The sequence below is a fragment of the Microvirga sp. jy35 genome, from assembly GCF_056148915.1.
On sequence record NZ_JBWBEW010000013.1, the window covers coordinates 89346 to 109229 of the forward strand.

The 19884-nt window shown below is 64.7% G+C and carries 26 protein-coding genes; 12 read left to right on the plus strand and 14 right to left on the minus strand.

Annotated elements, in window-relative coordinates; all coding sequences use genetic code 11:
* Positions 1–25: 25 nt before the first annotated feature.
* Entirely contained in the window at positions 26–643 is a 618-nt protein-coding gene (locus AC0QTX_RS12665) for a biotin transporter BioY (RefSeq protein WP_474604181.1), read from the minus strand.
* Between the two features lie 180 nt (positions 644–823).
* Here AC0QTX_RS12665 and AC0QTX_RS12670 point away from each other — a divergent pair, with 180 nt between their 5' ends.
* Entirely contained in the window at positions 824–1765 is a 942-nt protein-coding gene (locus tag AC0QTX_RS12670; RefSeq protein ID WP_474604182.1) for an MBL fold metallo-hydrolase, read from the plus strand.
* Here the strand turns inward: AC0QTX_RS12670 and AC0QTX_RS12675 are convergent, their stop codons facing one another.
* Positions 1766–2545 (minus strand): DUF1499 domain-containing protein, encoded by a 780-nt coding sequence (locus AC0QTX_RS12675; RefSeq protein WP_474604183.1) that lies wholly within the window; start codon positions 2543–2545, stop codon positions 1766–1768.
* Positions 2545–2724 (minus strand): hypothetical protein, encoded by a 180-nt coding sequence (locus tag AC0QTX_RS12680; RefSeq protein WP_474604184.1) that lies wholly within the window; start codon positions 2722–2724, stop codon positions 2545–2547. The genes AC0QTX_RS12675 and AC0QTX_RS12680 overlap by 1 nt, the downstream gene beginning before the upstream one ends.
* Before the next feature lie 82 nt (positions 2725–2806).
* Between AC0QTX_RS12680 and AC0QTX_RS12685 the strand changes: the two genes are divergently transcribed.
* From AC0QTX_RS12685 to AC0QTX_RS12695, 3 genes are all read left to right on the plus strand, one after another.
* Positions 2807–3295, plus strand: a complete 489-nt coding sequence (locus AC0QTX_RS12685; protein ID WP_474604185.1) for a MarR family winged helix-turn-helix transcriptional regulator — start codon at positions 2807–2809, stop codon at positions 3293–3295.
* A gap of 8 nt (positions 3296–3303) precedes the next feature.
* On the plus strand, positions 3304–4149 hold the full coding sequence (locus tag AC0QTX_RS12690) for a patatin-like phospholipase family protein (RefSeq protein WP_474604186.1): 846 nt from the start codon (positions 3304–3306) through the stop codon (positions 4147–4149).
* Positions 4150–4371: 222 nt separating this feature from the next.
* Positions 4372–4563, plus strand: a complete 192-nt coding sequence (locus tag AC0QTX_RS12695; RefSeq protein WP_474604187.1) for a hypothetical protein — start codon at positions 4372–4374, stop codon at positions 4561–4563.
* A 63-nt stretch (positions 4564–4626) separates the two neighbouring features.
* Here the strand turns inward: AC0QTX_RS12695 and AC0QTX_RS12700 are convergent, their stop codons facing one another.
* The gene (locus tag AC0QTX_RS12700) at positions 4627–5214 is read right to left on the minus strand and encodes a L,D-transpeptidase (RefSeq protein ID WP_474604188.1); all 588 of its coding nucleotides are present in this window, start codon (positions 5212–5214) and stop codon (positions 4627–4629) included.
* 193 nt (positions 5215–5407) lie between these two features.
* On the opposite strand from AC0QTX_RS12700, the gene AC0QTX_RS12705 reads away from it, so the two are divergent.
* Positions 5408–6349: a histone deacetylase family protein gene (locus AC0QTX_RS12705; protein WP_474604189.1), complete on the plus strand. Its 942-nt coding sequence runs from the start codon at positions 5408–5410 to the stop codon at positions 6347–6349.
* Positions 6350–6483: 134 nt separating this feature from the next.
* Here AC0QTX_RS12705 and ribB read toward each other — a convergent pair whose 3' ends face one another.
* The 8 genes from ribB to AC0QTX_RS12745 form a co-directional block, all read right to left on the minus strand.
* Positions 6484–7773 (minus strand): 3,4-dihydroxy-2-butanone-4-phosphate synthase, encoded by a 1290-nt coding sequence (gene ribB / locus AC0QTX_RS12710; protein ID WP_474604190.1) that lies wholly within the window; start codon positions 7771–7773, stop codon positions 6484–6486.
* A 230-nt stretch (positions 7774–8003) separates the two neighbouring features.
* On the minus strand, positions 8004–9119 hold the full coding sequence (gene aroC / locus AC0QTX_RS12715; protein WP_474604191.1) for a chorismate synthase: 1116 nt from the start codon (positions 9117–9119) through the stop codon (positions 8004–8006).
* Positions 9120–9749: 630 nt separating this feature from the next.
* Positions 9750–10208: a hypothetical protein gene (locus AC0QTX_RS12720; RefSeq protein ID WP_474604192.1), complete on the minus strand. Its 459-nt coding sequence runs from the start codon at positions 10206–10208 to the stop codon at positions 9750–9752.
* A gap of 21 nt (positions 10209–10229) precedes the next feature.
* Entirely contained in the window at positions 10230–11183 is a 954-nt protein-coding gene (pip, locus tag AC0QTX_RS12725; RefSeq protein WP_474604193.1) for a prolyl aminopeptidase, read from the minus strand.
* Between the two features lie 36 nt (positions 11184–11219).
* Positions 11220–11813, minus strand: coding sequence for a histidine phosphatase family protein (locus AC0QTX_RS12730; protein WP_474604194.1), 594 nt, complete (start codon positions 11811–11813; stop codon positions 11220–11222).
* A gap of 30 nt (positions 11814–11843) precedes the next feature.
* A complete protein-coding gene (gene fabI / locus AC0QTX_RS12735; RefSeq protein ID WP_474604195.1) occupies positions 11844–12665 on the minus strand; it encodes an enoyl-ACP reductase FabI in 822 nt (273 codons plus the stop codon).
* Positions 12666–12897: 232 nt separating this feature from the next.
* On the minus strand, positions 12898–13842 hold the full coding sequence (locus AC0QTX_RS12740; RefSeq protein WP_474604196.1) for a DnaJ C-terminal domain-containing protein: 945 nt from the start codon (positions 13840–13842) through the stop codon (positions 12898–12900).
* Between the two features lie 100 nt (positions 13843–13942).
* A complete protein-coding gene (locus AC0QTX_RS12745; protein WP_474604197.1) occupies positions 13943–14371 on the minus strand; it encodes an RT0821/Lpp0805 family surface protein in 429 nt (142 codons plus the stop codon).
* A 96-nt stretch (positions 14372–14467) separates the two neighbouring features.
* On the opposite strand from AC0QTX_RS12745, the gene pdxH reads away from it, so the two are divergent.
* From pdxH to AC0QTX_RS12770, 5 genes are all read left to right on the plus strand, one after another.
* Positions 14468–15076, plus strand: coding sequence for a pyridoxamine 5'-phosphate oxidase (pdxH, locus tag AC0QTX_RS12750; protein WP_474604198.1), 609 nt, complete (start codon positions 14468–14470; stop codon positions 15074–15076).
* A gap of 59 nt (positions 15077–15135) precedes the next feature.
* Positions 15136–15891: an SDR family NAD(P)-dependent oxidoreductase gene (locus tag AC0QTX_RS12755; protein ID WP_474604199.1), complete on the plus strand. Its 756-nt coding sequence runs from the start codon at positions 15136–15138 to the stop codon at positions 15889–15891.
* A gap of 8 nt (positions 15892–15899) precedes the next feature.
* Positions 15900–16331, plus strand: coding sequence for a hypothetical protein (locus AC0QTX_RS12760; RefSeq protein ID WP_474604200.1), 432 nt, complete (start codon positions 15900–15902; stop codon positions 16329–16331).
* 279 nt (positions 16332–16610) lie between these two features.
* Positions 16611–17024, plus strand: a complete 414-nt coding sequence (locus tag AC0QTX_RS12765) for a response regulator (protein ID WP_474604201.1) — start codon at positions 16611–16613, stop codon at positions 17022–17024.
* A 149-nt stretch (positions 17025–17173) separates the two neighbouring features.
* Entirely contained in the window at positions 17174–17386 is a 213-nt protein-coding gene (locus AC0QTX_RS12770) for a hypothetical protein (protein ID WP_474604202.1), read from the plus strand.
* Between the two features lie 12 nt (positions 17387–17398).
* Here AC0QTX_RS12770 and AC0QTX_RS12775 read toward each other — a convergent pair whose 3' ends face one another.
* The gene (locus tag AC0QTX_RS12775; RefSeq protein ID WP_474604203.1) at positions 17399–17764 is read right to left on the minus strand and encodes a cupin domain-containing protein; all 366 of its coding nucleotides are present in this window, start codon (positions 17762–17764) and stop codon (positions 17399–17401) included.
* Positions 17765–18265: 501 nt separating this feature from the next.
* On the opposite strand from AC0QTX_RS12775, the gene AC0QTX_RS12780 reads away from it, so the two are divergent.
* Positions 18266–18439: a DUF7696 family protein gene (locus AC0QTX_RS12780; RefSeq protein WP_474604235.1), complete on the plus strand. Its 174-nt coding sequence runs from the start codon at positions 18266–18268 to the stop codon at positions 18437–18439.
* A 464-nt stretch (positions 18440–18903) separates the two neighbouring features.
* Positions 18904–19239, plus strand: a complete 336-nt coding sequence (locus tag AC0QTX_RS12785) for a hypothetical protein (RefSeq protein ID WP_474604204.1) — start codon at positions 18904–18906, stop codon at positions 19237–19239.
* Between the two features lie 325 nt (positions 19240–19564).
* On the opposite strand, the gene AC0QTX_RS12790 is transcribed toward AC0QTX_RS12785, so the two are convergent.
* Positions 19565–19795, minus strand: a complete 231-nt coding sequence (locus AC0QTX_RS12790; protein WP_474604205.1) for a DUF6894 family protein — start codon at positions 19793–19795, stop codon at positions 19565–19567.
* Between the last annotated feature and the right edge of the window lie 89 nt (positions 19796–19884).

The following is a 19884-nucleotide window of genomic DNA, read 5'->3' on the forward strand; positions in this document are numbered from 1 at the left end:
ATGAGCATTCATGCTCGAAGGCTGATCACGCCTTGCCGCCGCCGCGGGTCACGGACCAGGCCGCCTGCATGAGAGCCACGGCCAGAGCGGTCTTGACGAGGGTGGCGGCCACGAATGGGGCAATGCCGACAGCCCATGCCTTCGCAACCGGCATCAACACCGAGAGCCAGGCAAAGCCGCTGCCCAAGATCACCGCATGGCCGATGCTCATCATCACGATGACGCGCAGAAGCGAACGATCCCAGCCGCGCTCGGCCATGAAGCCCATCACGAGAGCCGCGGCCACGAAGCCGAACAGGAAGCCGCCTGTAGGGCTCATGAAGTAGCTGATACCGGCTGCCAAGGGAGGAGTATTGGCGAAGACCGGCACGCCCATTGCACCTTCAGCGAGATAGAGGGCGACGGTGGCACCGCCGAGGCGCCAGCCATAGGACGCGCCGATCAGGAGCACGACCAGGGTCTGCAGCGTCATCGGAACGAAGGGCAGCGGCACCTGAACCTTGGCGGAGACGGTGAGAAGCGCCGTGCCGACGACCATCAGGACGATGGCGCGGAGCGCAGCGAAGCGGGCATCGTCCCGGGACGGCCAGAGGAGGCCGACGAGGGTCGAGGGAGAAGACAGCGAAGGGGCGCTGGTCGTCATACAGGCAATCTCCAGGTCATTCCGCCATGCGCGCGGCGGCTCATGGAGCCTTATAGGAGGGTCCGGCCCATGCCTCAAGCCGCCGTCTTGAGCATTCGACTGGTCTGTGGACACCCTTTAGTCCAAGACAAAGCCGGGAAATGGCTTGCGGGAGGATTGCCGAACGCTAGGAAACGGGAGATGTCCCGACTGAAGCTGGAAGGACCTCCAATGGCAGACGACCTCACCTTCGACACCCGCCCGCCGGCTCAGTCCAGGGAATGCGTCCGCGTGAGTCCGCTCGTCCGCCGAATCGTCGCCAGCAATCCAGGGCCCATCACCTTTACGGGCACCTGCAGCTACATCGTCGGCACCGGGAATGTCGCCATCATCGATCCGGGACCCGACCTGCCGGATCATGTGGAGGCGCTACTCCAGGCCGTGCGGGGCGAGACCGTGACCCACGTCCTCGTCACCCACACCCACAAGGACCACTCGCCGGCGGCCGCCGCCATCAAGGCCGCCACGGGGGCAGCCATCGTCGGCTGCGCTCCCCATCGCAGCGCCCGCCCCCTGTTCTCCGGCGAGGTCAACACGCTGGAGGCGAGCTCGGACAAGGACTACGCGCCCGATCGGGAACTGCACGAAGGCGATGTCATCGAGGGCCGCGGCTGGACTCTCGAGGCTCTCGCCACCCCCGGCCACATGGCCAACCACCTCGCCTTCGCGCTGCCCGAGGAGAAGGCATTGTTCTCCGGCGATCACGTGATGGCCTGGTCCACCACCGTGGTTGCTCCGCCCGACGGCTCCATGAGCGAGTTCATGGCCTCCCTCGACAAGCTCAGGGGCCGGGAGGAAACCCTCTACTGGCCGGGCCATGGCGGTCCGGTGCAGGAGCCGCAGCGCTTCGTGCGTGCGCTCCTTCATCATCGCCGCCAGCGCGAAGCCTCGATCCTCAACCGGCTGAGGGCCGGCGACCGGACGATTCCGGAAATCGTCGCGGCGATCTATCAGGGCCTGAATCCGGCCCTCGTCGGTGCCGCAGGGCTGTCGGTCTTTGCTCATCTGGAAGATCTGGTCGCCAAGGGACAGGTCGCGGCCGACGGTCTTCCTGCTCTCGACAGTGAGTACCACGCCGTCTGATCAGCGCACGGCGATCGCCAGGTTCGAGGCCTCTTCGAGAAAGTCGCGGACATGATCAGCGTTGACGCCCAGATCGTGATTGCCGAAACGGGAGGCCGAGCGGATATCGATGCGCGTGCCGTCGACACGCGGGCGGACTCGAACCGTGATGTCGTAGGGCACCCTGAGAACCAGCGACCGGTCGACCGCCTCCAGGCGTCCGAGACCAATGCGGCCGCCCGGAGGCACGGCTTCGATCACGCGCCATCCGAGATTCTCGGCCGCCTTGCGCACGATGGCGAAGGCCTCCTCGGGACCGATGTCGAGGGTCAGAGGCGCGATCTGAACGTAGGAGGCACGCTGCATCTCCCTGACTTCCGGCGGCATGTCAGGAGGAACGCGCCCGCCCCGCGCCTCCAGCGCCGCCCGGGAGCGCGAGAAGCCCGGCGGGTCGTCCGTGTCGGTGGTCACATCGGTGATTGCCGGCAGGGTGACGGCCTTGAGCGCCATGAAGCCCGGATAGGCGAGAACCAGCATCGCGACGATCAAGCCCTTGATCGCGCTTCCTAAGCCGCGCCGCCCTTCCTGCCAGATGCGGACGAAGCCGGCGAGCGCGCACAGAACCGCCACGAGAGCGATCGCGATGCCCGCTCCCAGGGCGATGAAGCCGGATTGATAATCGATCCGGCCGAAGCGGATCAGCAGCACGACCAGGACGGTTACGGCAAGCGCGAACCATGCCAGCGTGGGCGACCACTTCGCCGGCCGCGAATAAGGTTCTTCGATGATGAGGCGGCGCATCAGGTGGTCTTACAAATCTCTTTGAGCGCGCGCCACTGCTCTTGATCGAGAAGCGGTTCGCCGGGACGGGACGGGACCTGTTTTTCCAAAGCTTTCAGCCGTTGATCGGTGACCGGGTAGGTGTGGAGAAAAGCGAAGCTTGGCTTCAGGTTCCAAAGATAGTCTAGAAAGCTGCACATTCAGGCCTGCTCATCCCAAAGAAGATGACGGCGGGAATGGTTTCAATGTAAACTATCCGCCCAGTACCCGGAGTCCGAACCCTTGTCGCCCCCCTCCTCCGCCTCCACCGAAAATGAAGCTGCCGATCCTCTGCGGATCTGGTTCCGGATCATCCGCCTGAACCGGCGGGCAACCAATGCTGTGGCGGCGGAATTGAAGGCGCTCGGCCTGTCGATCCCCCAGTTCGACCTGCTGTCCACCCTCACGGAGCGCGAGGGCTTGAGCCAGCAGAAGCTGGCGGAACGGCTCTATGTGACGAAGGGCAATGTCTCGGGCCTGCTCGACCGCATGGTCGAGGCGGGCCTCGTGGAGCGGCGCGCAATCCCGGGCGACCGGCGCTCCAACGCCCTCTACCTCACACCGAAGGGGCGCGACCTTGCCGATCAGGGAATTGCGGCGCAGCGCTCCTATGTGATGCGGACCCTCGGAACGCTCCCGGCGCCGGATCTCGTCGAGCTGGAACGGATCGTTCTGGCCTGGCGCGATCGGGCGCGCGCTGACGAGGATTCTTTGCCCGCCAAACAGCGGTAGGGAAACCAATGTTCGATGCGGTGGCATTCGCGGGCGGCGGCAACCGCTGCTACTGGCAGGGAGGCTTCTGGGAAGCCGCAGCGCCGCTGCTCGGATTGAAGCCGGAAATCGTGGTCGGCGTGAGCGCGGGGGCCTGGTCGGCCTGCTACAGCCTCCTCGGCCTCGGCCGTAAGGTCAACGAGATGGTGGCTGAAGGCTGCAGCCTCGGGCGACGCAACTTCGAATGGCGCGCCTGGCGCAGCGAAGGCTCCCCCTGGCCCGTCTCGCTCATGTATCGCAGCCTGATCGAGAACATCATCGACGAGACGGCCCTGGAACAGCTGAAGCAGGGCCCCGGCGTCCTCATCGGCCTTGCCCGCAAGCCCCGTCGCCTGCCCCTGCCGCTCGCCGTTCCGCTGGGCATCGCCACCTACCAGATCGAAAAGAAATGGCGCGCGCCGGTCCACCCCAAAGGAGGCCGCGTCCTGGGCTTTCGCCCGGAATTCGTACGCGTGCAGGATCTTGCGTCCCCGGCGGAACTCTCGGCGGTCCTGATGGCCAGCGCCAGCGTGCCGCCCTTCATGCCGGTCGGCCGGATCGGCGGCATGGCGGCCCTTGATGGCGGCCTCGTCGACAACGTGCCGACGGAGCCTCTGCTTCCGGTCGAGGAGCGGGGCGGCAAGACCCTCGTGATTCTCTCCCGGCTCTACCGGGCCTATCCCACGGTGAAGGGCCGCACCTATGTCCAGCCCTCTGAGCCCATTCCGATCGGACAGTTCGACATCACCAACCCGGCCGGGATCCGCAAGGCCTACGAGATGGGTTTGAGGGACGGCGAGAGCTTTGCAAAAGGTGTGGCTGCGCACAGCTTGTGAAGAAGCGTCTCTATAGAACGCCCTCATGTGCCGCAACGACAGGACAGTAAGTATTCCCGCCTCGGGTTGCTGGGATACTGCGCCGTTAAGAGTTGATTCACCTTGAGGCATGCATCTGCAGCCAAGCCAACACATGATCACCGGTCTGCCCCAAAGCGGTCACAGCCCTGGAGATCATGAAGGCAGGTTGTCGAAACAGCCTGCATTTATCAGAGAGGATCCATGACCCAGCACGCTTCAGGCCGTGAAGGCCGTTCAGACCAACAGAACGCCGCCCAGTCCATTCCGGCCTTCAAGGACGTCGCCCTGCCGGCTCTCGCCGCGGCCGTCCAGGCCGCCAAGCTGCAGCAGAAGCGCCCGAAGGTCTCCGAGCTTCCGGCCTTCCTGCGCAAGGAAGCCTTGCTGGGCCAGTAAGCCGAACATCAAGAGCGCCCCTTCGGGCGCTCTTTTGCTGTCGGATGCCGGCTGTGCGCGGCCTTAGCGAACGATGACCTTCGTGTTCACCGGCACGCGGTTGTAGAGATCGACCACGTCGATGTTGCGCATTCGGATGCAGCCCGAGGACACGGCGAAGCCGATCTTCTCCGGCTCGTTGGTGCCGTGGATGCGGTAGAGGGTGTCCTTGTTGCCCTCGTAGAGATAGAGCGCGCGGGCCCCGAGCGGGTTGGTCGGACCGCCCTTGGTATATTGAACATGCGGCCAGCGTGCCTTCATCTCGGGCGGCGGATTCCAGTCCGGCCACTCCGCCTTGCGGGCGATGGTGGACGTACCGGTCCAGCCATAGGCTTCGTCGCCGACCGCCACGCCGTAGCGGATCGCCTTCCTGTTGGGCTGCACGAGATAGAGCTGGCGCTCCTTCGTATCCACCACGATGGTGCCCGGCGCCTCGCCGGTCGGATCGTCGATGATGTAGCGGCCGAAGCGCGGGTCTTCATCCGCCTTCGGGATCTGCGCCATCCATTCGGCATCCCGCGCCGAAACCTGCGGGTCGGGAACGCCCTGGTAGTTGCAGCCGGCCAGGGCCGTCATCATTGCCAAAAGGAGAGGCAGACTAAAAAGGCGCATTGTGCAAAGCTCTGAAGACTCAGCGGAACTGAGATGAAGGGGGTTCGGTCCGGCTTATAGACTGCGAGGTCGTCAAGTCGAATCGAAACACACCATGGCACGGCTCCGCTTGGGAAGGTGTTGCATCGCAACAACATCGACAGATCCATATGACGCTGCGACATTCGCAGTGGTCCCTGCTCAAGAACAATCCATGTCCACGCTCTACATCGCCCACCCGGCCTGCCTCGACCACCAGACGCCTTTCGGCCATCCCGAACGTCCCGACCGGATCCGCGCCATCGAGCGTGCCCTCGAAAAGGAACGGTTCACATCGCTCGTCCGCGAGCAGGCGCCGATGGCCGAGATGGAGAGCCTCGCCCTCGCCCACCCGGAGGACCACATCCTCCGTCTGCGCGACATGAGCCCTCGGGAAGGACTGGTCCGGATCGACGAGGATACGGTGATGTCGCCCGGCACCTACGAGGCCGCTCTGCGGGGCGCCGGCGGCGCGGTGTTGGCCGTCGACGAGGTGATGGCCGGCAAGGTGAGGAACGCCTTCGTGGCCATGCGCCCGCCGGGGCATCATGCCGAACGCATCAGGGCCATGGGTTTCTGCTTCTTCAACAACGCTGCGATCGCGGCCCGCCATGCGCAGAAGAAGCACGGTGCCGAGCGCGTGGCGATCTTCGACTGGGACGTGCATCACGGCAACGGCACGCAGGACGTCTTCTGGTCGGACGAAACCGTGCTCTACTGCTCGACCCACGAGGCGCCGCTCTATCCCGGCACCGGCGCCCTCTCCGAGACGGGCGAGCACGGCACCATCGTCAACGCGCCCCTGAACGCCGGTGACGGAAGCGAAGCCTTCCGCGAGGCCGTGGAAACCGTCATCGCGCCGCGCATCGACAGCTTCGCGCCCGACCTCATCATCATCTCGGCGGGTTTCGATGCCCATTGGCGCGACCCGCTCGCAAGCCTGAACCTCACGGAATCGGACTTCGCCTGGGCGACGCAGAAGCTCATGGATCTCGCCGACCGCCATTGCGGCCAGCGCATCGTGTCGGTTCTCGAAGGCGGCTACGACTTGGAGGGCCTCGCCAAGTCAGCGGCCTTTCACCTCGATGCGCTCATGGGGCGCGAGACGGGGGCGTAAGCGAAGTATCGGGTATCACATGCGTCATGGCCGGGCTTGTCCCGGCATCCCGATGCTGACAAGCACTCTGCACGTCGTAATCGGGATCACCGGCACAAGGCCGGTGATGACGTGCGGAGGTTCTGACGCTTGCCTCACCCCTCGATCGGCTCCTGACCCAGAAGCTCGATGCCGAAGCCGGAGAGGCCCACATAGGAGCGGCTCGATGTGGCGAGGTTGCGGATGGACACAACACCGAGATCCTTCAGGATCTGGGCGCCGAGGCCGATCTCACGCCACTGGCTCGAGCGCATGGCCTCCGATTCCGTCTCCTCCGTTTCGGCGAAAGACGTGATCGGCACCCCCGCCGTGCCGTCGCGCAGGTAGACGAGCACGCCCCTGCCCTCCTTCACGAAGCGCTGCAGGGAAGCGTTCACTGCTTTCCCGCCTTCGAATACGTCGGTGAGCGCATTGGCCCGGTGCAGGCGCACGGGGATGTTGGCGCCGTCGCCGATGCGGCCATGGACGAGAGCGATGTGCTGCACGCTGTCGAAGGGCGTGGAATAGGCATAGCCGGTGAACGAGCCCCACTGGGTTTCCACCGGGAAGGTGGCGATGCGCTCGACGAGCTTTTCCCGCGCCTGACGATAGGCGATCAGGTCCGCAACCGAGATGCGCCTGAGGTTGTGCGTCTCGGCAAAGGCATCGATCTGCCGGCCCTTCATCACCGTGCCGTCGTCGTTGGCCAGTTCGCATATCACGCCCACCGGCGGCAGATCCGCGAGCTTGCACAGATCGACGGCGGCCTCCGTGTGGCCCGAGCGCATGAGCACCCCGCCGTCCTTGGCGATGAGCGGGAAGACGTGGCCGGGCCGGACGAAATCGGCCGCCCCCATGTTGTTGTTGGCCAGCGCCCGCACCGTGTTCGAGCGCTGCTCGGCGGAAATGCCTGTGGTCAGGCCGTGCTTCACGTCGACAGTGACCGTAAACGCGGTGCCGAGGGGCGCATCGTTCGAGGCCACCATCGGATCGAGACGCAGGCGGCGGGCCTCCGCGGCGGTCAGGGGTGCGCAGACGATGCCGCAGGTGTTGCGGATGATGAAGGCCATCTTCTCCGGGGTGCAGAGAGAGGCGGCAACGATGAGGTCGCCTTCGTTCTCGCGGTCGTCGTCATCCGTGACGATGACGATTTCACCGCGAGCGAAAGCCTCGATGGCATCGGTGACGGAATTGGGCATCAGGGCCTCCTTGGCGGCCGGGGGCAGGAAGTCGTTCGGCGTGACGGCGCCACGGGTTTCACGGGCGATCAGGTCCGCCGTGTCCCGGGACAGCCAGGCCTGTTCGGAGTTGCACATCTGGGTGATGGCGCCGGGCGTGACGCCGATCCGCCGCGCGAATTCCACGCGCGACACGCCATTGCGGGTGAGCCACTCAGCCAGTTTCATGGTGATGGACTTAGCCGAAGGCGAGATTTTAGTAAAACTAAAATCTGCATGGCTGCCCTTGCAAAACTATCTGCTTCCTGAAGGGGGCAGCACTTCTCCCTCCCCCTTGTGGGGAGGGGTGGCCGCGTAGCGGCCGGGGTGGGGGTGTGAGCGCCCACCTTGAACCAGTCCTGCGCCAACACCCCCACCTCCAACTCCTCCCCACAAGGGGGAGGAGGGCTTTTGGCGCCTCACACCTCGAACGGCCAGGCCGCGCTCTGCCCCACCTGCCCCCGGTGACGGAGAACGTGGTCGGCGAGCACGCAGGCGACCATGGCCTCGCCCACCGGCACCGCCCGGATGCCGACGCAAGGGTCGTGGCGGCCCTTGGTCATCACCTCGGCCTCAGCCCCGGAGCGGGTGACGCTGGCGCGGGGCGTGAGGATCGAGGAGGTGGGCTTCACGGCGAAGCGACAGACCACAGGCTGGCCCGTCGAGATGCCCCCGAGGACGCCGCCGGCATGGTTCGACAGGAAGGTGGGCACACCGCCATTGCCGGGGCGCATCTCGTCGGCGTTCTCCTCCCCCCTCAGGGCCGCCGCCGCAAAGCCGTCGCCGATCTCCACGCCCTTGACCGCATTGATCGACATGAGCGCGGAGGCGAGATCGGAATCGAGCTTGCCGTAAATCGGCGCGCCGAGGCCCGGCGGCACGCCCTCGGCCACGATCTCGATGACGGCCCCGATGGAGGAGCCGGCCTTGCGCAGGCCGTCGAGATACTCCTCGTAGAACCCGGCCGCCTTCGCGTCGGGGCAGAAGAACGGGTTACGGGACACCTCGTCCCAATCCCAGTTGCCCCGGTCTATGGCGTGCGGCCCCATCTGCACCAGGGCGCCGCGGATAGTGACACCGGCGAGCACCTTGCGGGCCACCGCACCGGCTGCCACGCGGGCCGCCGTCTCGCGGGCGGAGGAGCGGCCGCCGCCGCGATAGTCGCGGATGCCGTACTTCACATCATAGGTGAAATCCGCATGCCCCGGACGGTAGGAGTTCTTGATCTCGGAGTAATCCTTGGAGCGCTGGTCCACGTTCTCGATCAGGAGCGCAATCGGCGTGCCGGTGGTCACCTGCTGCCCGGTCCGCTCGTCCATGAAGACGCCCGAGAGGATCTTCACCTGATCCGGCTCCTGGCGCTGGGTGGTAAAGCGGGACTGACCCGGCCGGCGCCGGTCGAGCTCCGCCTGGATCTCGGCAACCTCAAGGGGGATCATGGGCGGACAGCCATCGACCACGCAGCCGAGGGCCGGCCCGTGGCTTTCGCCGAAGGTGGTGACGCGGAACAGGTGACCGAAGGTGTTGTGGGACATGGCGCTTCTTCAGGGTTTACGGCGTCTTAGAACCAAAGCGCCCCGGTGTCACGCCAGCCGGGGATGGATCGATGTCAAAGAGCCAGCGCCTTCGGGCCCGCAGCCTGAGCTGCGAGCCTGAAGGTTGATCGAGGGTGGCGCGTTGTGCAGCCCGGCTCGATGGTTGTGGTGGGAAGTGAGAGCCGAACTGCTCGTCACGCGCGGTTTGTTTCAGCGGACCTGGAGGCATGCCAGATCGGCCACCCGCGAGCACAGGCGTGCGCGACCTGCGGCAGGACCGCTCCCCGTCCCACTCTTGCGACGCCTCGCGAGCGCGCCCCTCGTCGGGCGAGGATGTGCAATGATATAGCTGAGCTTAGCAGAACTGTCAAGGACAAAGTGAGAACGTTACACCGCTCCCCTCTCTCCTCCGTCCTCATCCTGAGGAGCAGCCGTGAGGCTGCGTCTCGAAGGAGGTTCCAGGGCCCTCTGGAAGATCCTTCGAGACGGTCGCTTAAGCGACCTCCTCAGGATGAGGTCAGAGCAAGACAAGGCGTGGATCCCCGGGACGAGCCCGGGGATGACAGGGCGGGGTCTGAACCAGAATGGCCGGGCGTGTCGTCCATCACACAGAGAATGCCAGGGAGAGCTTCACCTGTAGGGATAGCAACGGGCACGATCAAGCGTCAGGCCGTAATGGTCGCCCAGCGCCTCGATGGCGTCGCCATGTTCAGGGTACGGATCCCGGTTTTCAGGCCCGACGACGATGATCCTGAAGCTCGTCTCATGGCGCCCGCCCGGCGGCAGCATGGCGGTGACGAGCGCCTGCCCCTCCGCATCGCGTAGGGTGAGGAACAGCGGCATGACGCGCTGCACATGGGCCTTGAGGCCGATGTTCCTCTCAACGAAGGAACTCGATGCCGACCGGTAGCTCTGTTCGGCCGCCGCCCAAGCCTGATGGAAGTGCTTCTCGACCGCATGACGCATGGCATCGGATTCGAGCGCGGCCTCCCCTTCGGTTTCGATGAGAAACCAGGTCGTCGAGCCCGGAGCGTCGCAGATGTATTGCATATTCTTCAACGCGGGAGCGCGGCGATGGTTGTCAGTCACACTCGGCTGTAATGACGCAACTCAGGCGAACCGATCCGTTGCGGCCACGATGCTCTCCGTCATGCCCGGATCGCGCGCATCGTGTCCGGCCTCGCTGACGATCACGAGTTCGCTGCCCGGCCAATGCCGATGAAGCGTCCATGGCGTGATGAGGGGCCCGCCGATGTCCAGCCGACCGTGGATAAGAATACTGGGGATAGTGGACAGCCGCCCCATGTTCCGCAGCAGTGCTCCGTCTTCGAGCCATGCTGCATGCCGCCAGTAGTGGGTCACGAGTCGCGCAAAGCCCAGCCGAAAGGCAGGGTCCTCGTAGCGAGGGTGGGGCTTGTGACCGGGATGGACTGCGACGATGGCCATCTCCCAGTCGCACCAGTCCCTCGCCGCCTTGTCGTGAACGGCGGGATCCGGATGCATGAGCAGGCGGTGATAGGCATCGACCAGGCTGCCGTTTCGTTCCTCTTCAGGAACGCCATCGCGGAATCGGCTCCAGGCTTCGGGGAAGAAAGCCCCTACCCCGCGGGTGATCCAATCGATCTCCGACGGTGTGGTGGTGGCAATGCTGAACAGCACCAGTTCGGTCACCCGCTCCCCATGCTGCTGGGCGTAGGCGAGCGCCAGGGTCGATCCCCAAGAGCCGCCGAGAATCAGCCAACGCTCAATGCCGAGATGCTCACGCAGCCGCTCGATGTCGGCGAGCAGGTGAGAGGTCGTATTCGTGGAGAGATCGATCCCTGGGTTGCTCGCATGAGGTTGGCTCCGACCGCTTCCGCGCTGGTCGAAGAGAATGATGCGGTACTTCCTCGGATCAAAGTATCGGCGCGCATTCACCGTGCAGCCGGAACCAGGACCGCCGTGAAGAACGAGAGCCGTCTTGCCATGAGGATTGCCGCAGGCCTCCCAGTAGAGGCGGTGCCCATCCTCCACGTCGAGCATGCCCGTTTTGTAAGGGTCGAGAGATGGGTACAGATCGGCCATCGCATGCTCCGTCACGTTGGCCATTGTTGAAGCCAGCTACACCCAGCGGTGGTTGCGCCCCTCGATCACGAGCACCCGCCCCTGCCAGATGTCCAGGCTGGCCGCCTGACGGGCGTTCACGCCGCAGGCGATGGCGAGAAACGCGCGGGCGACGCCGCCGTGGGCCACCACCACCGTGTCGCGGGTCAGGTCGTCGAGGAACGGACGGATGCGCTCGACCAGCATGGCGTAGCTCTCGCCGCCGCCGGGCGGAGCGTAGTTCCACTTGTCCTGCTCACGCAGAGCTGCCATGGACGGCTCGGCCCTGCGGACTTCCTTCCAGGTCATGCCCTCCCAGACGCCGAAGGTCAGCTCCACGAGGCGCTCGTCCAGCCTGTAGGATTCCGGATGGAGCCCCAGGGTCCCCCGCAGGATCTCCATGGTCTCGCGGGTGCGGGTCATGGGACTCGCGATATAGGCGAGGTCCTCCACAAGGGGCGCCAGCGCCCGGAGGCGGCGGGCCGCCTCCTCGGCCTGGACGCGGCCCACATCGTTGAGCGGGATGTCCTTCTGCCCTTGGAGCCGGCCTTCGAGGTTCCAGTCCGTCTCGCCATGGCGAATGAAGTAGATCGTGGGGCGGGACGGGGTCACGGCTTCAGGTCCGGTTACGCGTTACTGGAGTCAGTCTTTGTCGAGGGAGAGGTCCGGGGCTTCCGGGTTCTTCATGCCGACCACGTGGTAGCCCGCATCCACGTGCAGGATCTCGCCGGTCATGCCGCGGGACATGTCGGACACGAGATAGGCGGCCGTCTCGCCGACCTCCTCGATGGTGACCGTGCGGCGCAGCGGCGAGTTGTACTCGTTCCACTTGAGAATGTAGCGGAAGTCGCCGATGCCCGACGCCGCCAGCGTCTTGATAGGGCCCGCCGAGATGGCGTTGACGCGGATGTTCTTCGGCCCGAGATCGGCCGCCAGATAGCGCACGGAGGCCTCGAGGGCCGCCTTCGCCACGCCCATGACGTTGTAGTGCGGCATCCACTTCTCGGCGCCGTAATAGGTGAGCGTGAGCAGCGAGCCGCCCTCGTTCATCAGCTTCTCGGCGCGCTGGGCGATGGCCGTGAAGGAATAGCAGGAGATCAGCAGCGACTTGGTGAAGTTGCCTTCCGAGGTCTCCACATAGCGGCCCGTCAGCTCGTCCTTGTCCGAGAAGGCGATGCAGTGGACCACGAAGTCGAGGGAGCCCCAGAGGCGCTTCACTTCATCGAACACCGCGTCGATGGTGGCGCCGTCCGTCACGTCGCAATGGCCGACGACCGCCGCATCAAGCTCCTTCGCCAAGGGCTCGACCCGCTTCTTCAGGGCGTCTCCCTGATAGGTGAAGGCGAGTTCGGCCCCGTGCTGGCGGGCCGCCTGCGCAATGCCCCAGGCGATGGAACGGTTGTTCGCCACGCCCATGATCAAGCCGCGCTTGCCGGCCAGAATGCCAGCCTTTGTCTCCGCCATGGTTCACCTAGATCGTCGCTGGATAGTTTAAATAAGAACGGCCTCTTTAGCCGACCCGGCGACCACGGGGAAGCCCTCTTGGCATTCTCATCGCGGGATCGCCGGCACAGGGCCGGCGATCCCAGTTGGAGAAGCTGCAAGCCACTGTCATTCCGGGGCGCCGGAGGCGAGCCCGGAATGACAGTGGAGGGTTACACAGGAGATGACCAAACACTCAGCCGAGGGCCTGCCCCTACTTGGCCTTCGCCGAGAGGCGCCTGCGGGCATACTCCATCAGGTCCTCGTCCACGATCTCGGGCAATCTGATCTCCGTGCTCACGAAGAGGTCGCCAGGGCCGGTCTTACCCGGCAGCCCCCTGCCGCGCAGGCGGAAGGTGCGGCCGGAATTGGTCAGGGGCGGAATCTTCATCTCCACCGTGCCGGTCAGGGTGGGCACGCGCACCGACCCGCCGAGGATCGCCTCCTCTATCTCGATCGGCAGCCGCAGCCGCAGGTTGGAGCCTTCGGGGGTGAAGCGCTCATGAGGCGCGAACGCGATGGTCAGCAGCGCATCGCCCGGATCGATTCCGGGAGCGCCCGTTCCTAAGCCGCGCAGGCGGATCACCTGGCCGTCGGCGACGCCCTTGGGGATGACCACGTCCACGTCGCGGCCGGTGGGGAGCTTGACCCGCTTCTTCGCCTCGGCGGCGATTTCCTCCAGGGTGACCGTGAGCGTGGCCTCGACGTCCTCGCCCTTCTGCTGCCGGGGACGGCCGCGGGTCTGGCGCGGGCTTTCGCCACCGGATCGGAAGGCGTTCTCGAAGATCTGGGAGAAGAAGTCCTCGCCCGGATCGGCGCCGAAACCGCTCTTGCTGCGCCGCCCGCCGAAGGGATTGCCTCCGCCGAAGCCGGCGAATCCCTCCGCCCCGGCCCCGCCGCGGCCGCCGCCGAAGCCCTCGAAGCCCTGGAAGCGCGGCTTGCCTTCGGCGTCGATCTCGCCCCGGTCGAACTGGGCCCGCTTGGCCGCGTCGCCCAGGATCTCATAGGCCGAGTTCGCCTCCGCGAACTTGTCCTTGGCCTTGGGGTCGTTCGTGTTGCTGTCCGGATGATAGGTCTTGGCGAGCTTGCGGAACGCCTTCTTGATGTCCGCTTCGCTCGCAGAGCGGGACACACCCAGGACTTCATAGGGGTTGCGCATGTGGAATCCTGAACCGTCGGGAGAAGAGCCTGGAAGCTCACTGGTTTGACGGTCATATGGGCAAAGTGTTGCCCCTTTGCAACGACTGAACCGGCAGCGGCTAGACTTTGGCCGTAGCCTTCAGCGGCTTGACCTCCTTGAGCACCCATTCGCTCCCCGAGGGCCGGCAGGCCGTGCCCTGAAGGGCAGCCGTGGACGGGCCGCTCAGATGGGCCGAGAAGGCGCGGCAGATCTCGTCGTTCTTCACGAAGGGCGCCCCGACCGGAGTGAACGTGCCCTTGCGGGCGGTCGCCGGGTTGTCCCAGGAAACCTGGGTGCCGGGTCCCTGCGGGTCGAGGGCGACGGCCAGCGCCGCCTTGGCCCGCCGCCAGTCTTCCTCATCCAGATCGGCCGAGAGGGTGACGTCGCTCCTGGTCGCGATGGCGCCGGTTGCCTTGGGTCCGTCCTCGTCGAGGGCCGACAGCCCAAGGGACATGCCGCAGGCGCTCGTGGACAGGGCAATCAGCCCAGCCGTGAGCACTTTCAGCATTTCGCTGATCCCGGCATCTGATCTATAACGGCGCGGATTGATCCACGTCACGCGTTGGGTCCCCCAGAACCAAAAGTCACAGAACGAGATAAAACAGTGAGCGGGTTAATAACTGGTGACTTCACGGAGTCGGACGAGCCCTTCGACCTCTTCCAGGCCTGGATGAAGGAGGCGGAGACCTCGGAGCCGAACGACCCCAACGCCATGGCGCTTGCCACGGTGGACGAGACCGGGTTGCCGAACGTCCGCATGGTGCTGCTCAAAGCGGCCGACGAGAATGGCTTCGTCTTCTACACCAACACGGAATCCAACAAGGGCCGCGAACTCCTGGGCCAGGGGAAGGCCGCCCTCGTGCTGCACTGGAAGAGCCTGCGCCGGCAGGTGCGCGCCCGCGGCCCTGTGACGCTGGTGAGCGAACAGGAGGCCGACGCCTATTTCCAGAGCCGCCCCCGGGACAGCCGCATCGGCGCCTGGGCGAGCCAGCAGTCGCGCCCGCTCGAGAGCCGCTTCGCCCTGGAGAAGGCCGTGGCCCTCAACACCGCCAAATTCGCCGTGGGCGAGATCCCGCGCCCGCCCCACTGGACGGGCTTCCGGATCGCGCCGAGTACAATCGAGTTCTGGCAGGACAAGCCGTTCCGGCTGCACGACCGGGTCGTCTTCACCCGGGACGGCGAGGGCTGGCGGAAGGTGCGGCTTTATCCCTGATCCCATGGACCCCGGCTGTGAACCGGGATAAGGATCTGCCCCGCTTACGAGAGATGTTCATGTCCTCTTCGCCCAGCAATTCCCGCCGCATCATGCTGCTCACCGGCGCGAGCCGCGGCATCGGGCATGCCACGGTCAAGCGCTTCTCCGCGGCCGGGTGGCGGGTGATCACCTGCTCGCGGCACGGGTTTCCCGAGAACTGCCCATGGGAGATGGGGCCTGAGGATCACCTGCAGGTCGATCTGGCGGATGCGCAGGACACCCGCCGCGCCATCGCGGAAGTGAAGGAGCGCCTTGCCGCCGAGGGCGGCTGCCTGCACGCGCTCGTGAACAATGCGGGCATTTCGCCCAAGGGCGAAGGCGGCTCCCGGATGGGCACCCTCGACACCCGCTACGAGGACTGGCTGCGGGTGTTCCAGGTCAACTTCTTCGCCTCGATCATGCTGGCCCGCGGCCTGCAGGACGAGCTCACCAAGGCCAAGGGGTCGGTAGTGAACGTGACCTCCATCGCGGGCTCGCGCGTCCACCCCTTCGCGGGCGCGGCCTATGCCACCTCCAAGGCGGCGCTCGCATCGCTGACCCGCGAGATGGCGGCCGATTTCGGGCCGCTGGGCGTGCGCGTGAACGCCATCTCGCCGGGCGAGATCGACACCGCGATCCTGTCGCCCGGCACGGAGAAGATCGTGGAGCAGCTCCCCATGCGGCGGCTGGGCACCCCGGACGAGGTGGCCAAGGCGATCTATTTCCTGTGCACCGAGACAAGCTCCTACGTGACCGGCGCGGAGCTCCACATCAACGGCGGCCAGCACGTCTGAGGTGGTCCATGCCCCTGCGGCTGTCCCGACAACACGCGCAGAGCCTCCTCGCCGCCTCGCTGATGCTCGGTTCGACGGCGGGGGCGTGGAGCCAGGAAAGCCTTGAGAGAAACCCCTTCGCCGATCCGGACATGCAGCCCTCCTATCAGGCGCAGTGCCATGAGGTGCGGGAGCTGACCAACGATCGCGAGACCGGCGCGACCCGCGTGGATTTCAGCGTCACGGGTCCCCTCGCCCTCGTGCATTTCGACGGCACGCTGGCTTATCTCGGCCTGTGCGGCAACGCTCCCGACCCGAAGGTGCTCTGCGTCACCTACCAGACCAACGACATGAAGGTCGGCGACGTGGTGACGGTGGCCGGCGGCTACAGCCGCCCGAACCCGGACTTCATCGTCCTCGACCCCTGCCTCGCGCAGCGGCCGGACGAGCCGCCGCAATAGGAAGCATCGCGCCGGGCTATTGCCGCATGACCACGGCAGGCCGCGCCTCCGTCTCTCCGGAAAGGGAGCGGGGATGAGCAGGCGGCGACTGTTCAAGACAGCCCCGAAGGAGAAGCTGAAGCAATGCTCTCTTCTCAATGCCCAGTTCTCCCCTCCTCATGACCTGCTCCCGCGACACCACAACGACACTTTGGGACGATCCCTCGAAAAGGTCCGTTCGATTAAGACGGCGTTAATTCGATCAGGCGGAGACTCGAGCATCATCTGGAGGAAACCAGAATGGTCTCCGCTTCCCGTTCCAAGGCCACAGTCCTTGTTGTCGAAGATGATTCACTCGCCCGCGAGCTTCTGGCTCAGCTTCTTCAGGCAGGCGGCTATGACGTCATAGCCACACCCACCGGAGATCAGGCCTTGCTGATCCTTTGCCACCAAGGCCGGGAGATCGACTGGCTCGTGAGCCGGGTAAGCCTCCCAGGGCTCGTATGCGGATGGATCCTGGCTGATGAGTACCATGAGCATCACCCGGCCCGGCCCGCGCTTCTGCTCTCGTCGTTGGACCCGGCAGACAAGCCGTCCGCGAACGCGGTCTTCATCCCACCGCTCGCGCCCATGAGGGTCCTTGAGGTCCTGCAGGCCCTGAAGAGTCCTGAACATGCTCAGGTGCTCGAGTTCCCAGCGACAAAGGCCGCGTGACCTCCTCCCACGGCGTCTCAGTGGTCACATTGCGCGCTTCGGCTCGGATCATTAACATAAGTTACAATAAGTGATGGGCTCGGGGGAACGACAGCCGACGGGAGCAGTTCTTTTGCCAAGCTCTGAAGAGAGCATGTCGGAGGTAGGCCATGCTGGATGAGACCGTCGGGGACTGGCAAAGCGGAGAGCTTTTTGTGGTTCCTCACGCATGGAGGGATGACGAGCTGTGGTCCGAGATCCAGGCGAGCACCCGAGAGCGTATCACCACAAATCTGCGGACCATGTACAGCGAGTTGCTTGAGCAGCCGCTCTCAGCGCCGCTCGTAGACATTGCCCATCAGGTCAAGTCGCGATCGGCATAGCTGAGTGGCGCGTCAGTGCTGGTGTTCAGGCGGCGCGAACAAAATCAGTTCCGCCCGCTCGCTGCCTTCAACATATGCATCGTGCCCGGGCGGGATCTCGAAGAAGTCACCCGCGCCGATGCGGGTCTCGATGCCCGTATCGACCATGCGAACCACAAGCTTGCCGCCGATACAGTAGCCTGTGTGGCGCATAGGGCATGAGTCGGGAGACCCAAGCAGCGGCTTCTCGTCGGCTTCCCACGTCCACCCCGGTTCGAAGACGGCGTGCATGCCGGCTGTGCCGTCAGCCATCCTGATGATGGAAATTCGGCCGTGATCTTTCATGTCGAGAAGTTGGTCGGGAGTGTCGAACCGCCTGATCTCAATCGCAGAGGCCATCTCAGAACCCTCCGTCATGCCCAAATGAATGGGCCACACAGGACAGTATCCGGCAGTTCAGGAGGCCGAACAAGCAGTTCTCCAGGATAAGGGTCTCTTCACCTCTGCCCGCTATACCATCCCCATGACCTGCTGCTTGAGCCCAGGCCATAGAACTTCCATGCGCCGCAAATTGTTGTACGGTGCGACCGGAGTACCCCTTAAGGCGAGATGCAGCATGGTGATCGTTTATCCTGTGGCGGCTTTGATCGGCGGTCTCATCGGCTGCGCCCTGCTCTGGCCTTATGGAGTGGCCATCTCCCTTATCAGCATGCCCTTTATCGGCAGCTTGTTCGCCCTCTTTGTCGCAGTCCTCGTTTACGTAAGATCCTCCGGGGAGAGATACCCAAGCGAGGATGGACCAGCCGATGCGGATCCATTCCGATCATCCCAGGCTGCCGATAGCTACCGATAAGCCGCCATGGAAACCGTAAGCGGATACAGTGCGTGGCATCGGAGGATATGACCTGCTCCCGCGATGCCACAGCCGCCTCCGAACTCACCGACCAACCCGTCAGCACCTGGTCGGAGGAATGGCGGATTAGGACCGAATCTCGGGCCATTCTCAAGACGTCCAGGGAGCGGCGGGGCGTATTCTTCAACGGCCGAAGGGCGAGAGAACGGGAAAACCGTTGACCGGGGCTTGTAAGCATCCGGGGTCAGAAGGCGGCCGAGGCGATCATGGAGACCATGCGCCGGCTGCAGGAGGCGGTAAGCCCCTCCTCGGCCAGCCATGACAAGCTATCGGGCCTACGGCGTTGCCGACAAAGAAAGAGCGCCCGCGAGGGGCGCCCCGAAGTGCCTGATCCGTAGGGGCAAGTGTGGACCAGAGGGACATAAACGATCCCGCTGCTAATTGGTTCCCACGGAATGGCACAATAATTTTTGAGCGAGGTCGCATTCCCGCCAAGGTTAATATTAAGTTAATACCTGCCGTAGGGGCATCTACGGGCCGGGGGCCGCGCTCAGCATCTGCAAGGGTCGGGCGCGGCCTTTTTCTTGTTCACCCCTCCCCGCCATACCCTCCCGATGACCTACTCCCGCGACATTACCCCCATCTCCGAGCCCAACGGCCAACCCGTGAGCACCTGATCTGGGGATTGGTGGATCGTATTCACCTTGCCTCCTCCACGGTCGAGGCGATTGTCGCACACCGGGCCTGCCGGAAAGCTCTTAAGAACGATTTTTTGCCTTTCTTGGACCTGCGGAGCTATCCGGCCGCATCGAGCACAGTCCATCCGCAGTTGGGCATGTCATCGCCTTTGACGCATGTCAGGGTCCCGGAGCGCCTCTCCACCCATACGTTCGTGGCTCCTGGCAAGAGCGTGCAGTGCTTCTGGGCGGTTTCCGATTTGACCTGTGCCCTCCAAGCGCTGCTGTTGCCGCGCAATTCGCTCAGTTGGTTTGCCGTGGCCGGTGTCGAGCAAAGGACGTGAAGGCTGCGCAGCGTAACGCGCTCGGCCTGCGCGGCTGCGGGAGTGGCGGCAAGTGCTAGGACGAAAACAAGACTTTTCATGCGTGATACCTTTCGTTTGACTGCCCGAGAGGCTGCCTAGTTCAGGAAACGCATGGACAAGCCTCCCGATGCATACGCCAAACGAGGGATGGGGCTCATCGAAACCGAGCCAGAGCCATCCTGAAGATGTCCAAGCGGGAGCGGGACGTGTTCTTCAACGGCCGGAAGGACGAGAACTGGAAGACCATCGCCGGCGGCTGATCGGCATCCGGGGAGATCCGGGGGCCATGGAGCGGCTGCCCTGATCAGGCTTGGTTTGCTGGGAACGGCAGATGCGCCACCGCATAGCCATCGTGGTCATGAACGCTGACCTGCCACTCCGACCAATCGACCTGAGGCGGGGCTTCCTGCATGAGCTGCCGGGCGCAGCAAAGCGCCTCGGGCTCGACCTGCTTCCTCGACCGGGACCGACGACCTTGCCTGTCCACGATCAAGGCCATTCCATCCGTCATGTGGTAGAAGTAGCGGCGTCCCATCGCGCCTCTCCTTTGCCATCACGCCCCGTTGAGCAGCAAACTCCGGGATCTGTGACAGGTTTTCCTTCCCAAAGACCGAATTGCGGGTT

Excerpts from the sequence above, each read along its gene's own strand:
- AC0QTX_RS12665 (WP_474604181.1), bottom strand. The coding sequence starts at position 643 with ATGACGACCAGCGCCCCTTCGCTGTCTTCTCCCTCGACCCTCGTCGGC.
- AC0QTX_RS12670 (WP_474604182.1), top strand. The coding sequence starts at position 824 with ATGTCCCGACTGAAGCTGGAAGGACCTCCAATGGCAGACGACCTCACC.
- AC0QTX_RS12675 (WP_474604183.1), bottom strand. The coding sequence starts at position 2,545 with ATGCGCCGCCTCATCATCGAAGAACCTTATTCGCGGCCGGCGAAGTGG.
- AC0QTX_RS12680 (WP_474604184.1), bottom strand. The coding sequence starts at position 2,724 with ATGTGCAGCTTTCTAGACTATCTTTGGAACCTGAAGCCAAGCTTCGCT.
- AC0QTX_RS12690 (WP_474604186.1), top strand. The coding sequence starts at position 3,304 with ATGTTCGATGCGGTGGCATTCGCGGGCGGCGGCAACCGCTGCTACTGG.
- AC0QTX_RS12695 (WP_474604187.1), top strand. The coding sequence starts at position 4,372 with ATGACCCAGCACGCTTCAGGCCGTGAAGGCCGTTCAGACCAACAGAAC.
- AC0QTX_RS12700 (WP_474604188.1), bottom strand. The coding sequence starts at position 5,214 with ATGCGCCTTTTTAGTCTGCCTCTCCTTTTGGCAATGATGACGGCCCTG.
- AC0QTX_RS12705 (WP_474604189.1), top strand. The coding sequence starts at position 5,408 with ATGTCCACGCTCTACATCGCCCACCCGGCCTGCCTCGACCACCAGACG.
- ribB (WP_474604190.1), bottom strand. The coding sequence starts at position 7,773 with ATGAAACTGGCTGAGTGGCTCACCCGCAATGGCGTGTCGCGCGTGGAA.
- aroC (WP_474604191.1), bottom strand. The coding sequence starts at position 9,119 with ATGTCCCACAACACCTTCGGTCACCTGTTCCGCGTCACCACCTTCGGC.
- pip (WP_474604193.1), bottom strand. The coding sequence starts at position 11,183 with ATGGCCGATCTGTACCCATCTCTCGACCCTTACAAAACGGGCATGCTC.
- fabI (WP_474604195.1), bottom strand. The coding sequence starts at position 12,665 with ATGGCGGAGACAAAGGCTGGCATTCTGGCCGGCAAGCGCGGCTTGATC.
- AC0QTX_RS12740 (WP_474604196.1), bottom strand. The coding sequence starts at position 13,842 with ATGCGCAACCCCTATGAAGTCCTGGGTGTGTCCCGCTCTGCGAGCGAA.
- AC0QTX_RS12745 (WP_474604197.1), bottom strand. The coding sequence starts at position 14,371 with ATGCTGAAAGTGCTCACGGCTGGGCTGATTGCCCTGTCCACGAGCGCC.
- AC0QTX_RS12755 (WP_474604199.1), top strand. The coding sequence starts at position 15,136 with ATGTCCTCTTCGCCCAGCAATTCCCGCCGCATCATGCTGCTCACCGGC.
- AC0QTX_RS12760 (WP_474604200.1), top strand. The coding sequence starts at position 15,900 with ATGCCCCTGCGGCTGTCCCGACAACACGCGCAGAGCCTCCTCGCCGCC.
- AC0QTX_RS12765 (WP_474604201.1), top strand. The coding sequence starts at position 16,611 with ATGGTCTCCGCTTCCCGTTCCAAGGCCACAGTCCTTGTTGTCGAAGAT.
- AC0QTX_RS12770 (WP_474604202.1), top strand. The coding sequence starts at position 17,174 with ATGCTGGATGAGACCGTCGGGGACTGGCAAAGCGGAGAGCTTTTTGTG.
- AC0QTX_RS12775 (WP_474604203.1), bottom strand. The coding sequence starts at position 17,764 with ATGGCCTCTGCGATTGAGATCAGGCGGTTCGACACTCCCGACCAACTT.
- AC0QTX_RS12780 (WP_474604235.1), top strand. The coding sequence starts at position 18,266 with ATGACCTGCTCCCGCGATGCCACAGCCGCCTCCGAACTCACCGACCAA.
- AC0QTX_RS12790 (WP_474604205.1), bottom strand. The coding sequence starts at position 19,795 with ATGGGACGCCGCTACTTCTACCACATGACGGATGGAATGGCCTTGATC.